General features: G+C 70.8%; 2 protein-coding genes and 1 pseudogene. All 3 read left to right on the top strand.

Annotated features, from left to right (window positions below):
* A pseudogene (locus tag ACESMN_RS09225) lies at positions 1-480 on the top strand (hypothetical protein); the annotation flags it as partial.
* 173 nt (positions 481-653) lie between these two features.
* A complete protein-coding gene (locus ACESMN_RS09220; RefSeq protein WP_373053304.1) occupies positions 654-1,373 on the top strand; it encodes a DUF1499 domain-containing protein in 720 nt (239 codons plus the stop codon).
* Between the two features lie 102 nt (positions 1,374-1,475).
* Positions 1,476-2,234: a sulfite exporter TauE/SafE family protein gene (locus ACESMN_RS09215; protein WP_373053326.1), complete on the top strand. Its 759-nt coding sequence runs from the start codon at positions 1,476-1,478 to the stop codon at positions 2,232-2,234.
* Positions 2,235-2,285: the final 51 nt, after the last annotated feature.

Genomic DNA, 2,285 nt, shown 5'->3' with positions numbered 1-2,285 from the left:
CAGCAGCCGTTCGGTCAGCAGCCGTTCGGCCAGCAGCCCCCGGGCCAACCCCCGGGACAGCAGCCCTACGGTGCTGCACCCTTCGACCCACCGGGTGCGCCGACCGAAGGTCTTCCGGAGTGGACCGATCCCGGCGTGCGCGAACCCGCGCCGCCGTCCCCCGGCATGGGTTATGGCTATCCGGGTTACAGTGTCCCGGGACGGCAGTGGGGTATGCCGTCCGTTCCCGACGAGCGCATGCAGCAGCGGATGCGCGAGCTCGAGCAGCGCATCGACGAACTCGAGCGCCGGCGTCCGGAGCCGCGGCGCCCTGCGCCAAGGGAATACCGCCAGCCGGAGTTTCCGCCAACGGATCGCGGCCAGCCGGAGTTTCCGCCAGCGGATCGTGGCCAGCGGGAGTTCCCGCCGGCGGATCGCGGCCAACCCGAGTTCCCGCCGCTCGAGCGGGAGCAGCCGGGCTATCCGTCGATGGACCGCTGAAGCCGGATGCGTCCAGCGAATGCCCGCTCGCGGCGGAGTTGTCCCGCAAGCGGGGGCGTTCATCTGCAGGGGTGGCGCGGTGCCATGACCGCGAGCATTGACCCGAAACCGACGCCCTGCGCGCTGGGATCTGCGGGGCGGCCCGCGGCCACATCCGGACCCCGATGGGCGCCATGAGATTCCTTCCCCGGATCGCCTTCCTGGTCGCGCTCGCCGGCGCGGCCCTGCTGCTGATCTCCGGGCCGGGCGTCCGGCTGGAACTGTGGGAGTTCCCGACCGGTTTCCGGATGATGCGCTGGGCCACCTTCCTCGGCCTTGGCGGACTGGCCCTGGTCCTGATCGTGGTGCTGGTTCCCGGGCTGCGGCGCTCGGCGATCGGCTGGTGGGTGCCGGCGCTGCTGTTGGCGGCAGTCTCGGTGTATCTTCCGTGGCAGGCCCTGGAGAGCGCGCGGCAGGTACCGCCGATTCACGACATCACCACCGACACGGTTGACCCACCGGCCTTCGTCGCGCTGCGCGAGGTGCGCGCCCGGTACCCGAACCCGAGCGATTATCCCGGCGAGGAGGTCGCGCGCCAGCAGCGCGAGGCCTATCCCGATCTCGACACCCTGCGTCTGGCGGAACCCGCCGAACGGGGCTTCGAGCGCGCCCTCGACGCCGCGCGCGAGATGGGCTGGGAGATCGCCGCCGTCGACCCGGAAGACGGCCGCATCGAGGCCACGGCCACCACCTTCTGGTACGGCTTCCGGGACGATGTGGTGATCCGCGTCCGCGCCGACAACGCGGAGAGTCTCGTCGATGTGCGATCCGTGTCGCGGGTCGGCCGCAGCGACGCCGGCGCCAACGCCCAACGCATCCGCAGCTACCTGGAACGCCTCGAAGACCCGGGGTAGGGTGGGCCAGGCGCGGCGGGCCCACCGTCCCGCCCCTCGCCGGCGCGCCCGCCGGAACCGACGCGCGGTACCCTATAGCGCCGCCCCGACGAGGTCCCCGCCCTGGACGCCTTTCTGCTGAACGAGATCCTGATCGCATTGCTGATCGTGACCCTCGCGGGCCTCGTTCACGGCACCTTCGGTCTCGGGTTCCCGATGGTCGCGACGCCGGTGCTGGCACTGCTGACCGACGTTCAGACCGCGATCCTGCTCACGCTGGCACCGAACATCGCGGTGAACCTCTGGAGCATGCTGCGCGGGGGCAATCTCTCCGAGAGCGTCGGCCGCTTCTGGCCGGTCGCGGTGTGGATGCTGATCGGCTCGGCGGTCGGAACGGCGATCCTGGTGGCGATGGACCCCAATCCCTTCCGCCTGCTGCTCGCCGCCGTGATCCTGCTGTACCTGAACAGTGAGCGCCTGAAGCGACTGGACTGGAGCTTCATCCCGCGCCATCCGCGGCGCGCCGGAGCGAGCGCCGGCCTCCTTGGTGGTGTGCTCGGGGGCACCGTGAACGTGGGTGGCCCCATGCTGATGATCTATTTCCTGGAGATGCGGGTGCCGCCGCTGGTACTGGTGCAGGCGATCAACCTGGCCTTCCTGCTCGGCAAGAGCACCCAGGCCGCGACCTTCGCCGCCTTCGGCCTCCTGCCGCTGACGCTGGTGCTGGTGTCGCTGCCGCTCGGGGCGATGGCGCTGGTCGGCCTGCGCAGCGGCATGTGGCTGCGCGAGCGCTTTTCCACCGATGCCTACCGGGGGTGGCTGCGTGGTCTGCTCTGGGTGCTGGCGGGGTTGCTGGTGGTGCAGTTCGTCCGCGATCTCTGACCACCGGTGTACACCTCGCGCGTAGGGTGGGCCAAGCGCAGCGGGCCCACC

The organism is Thioalkalivibrio sp. (assembly GCF_041690275.1).
GTDB lineage: Bacteria > Pseudomonadota > Gammaproteobacteria > Ectothiorhodospirales > Ectothiorhodospiraceae > Thioalkalivibrio.
This window is presented reverse-complemented; position numbering and strand designations above follow the sequence as displayed.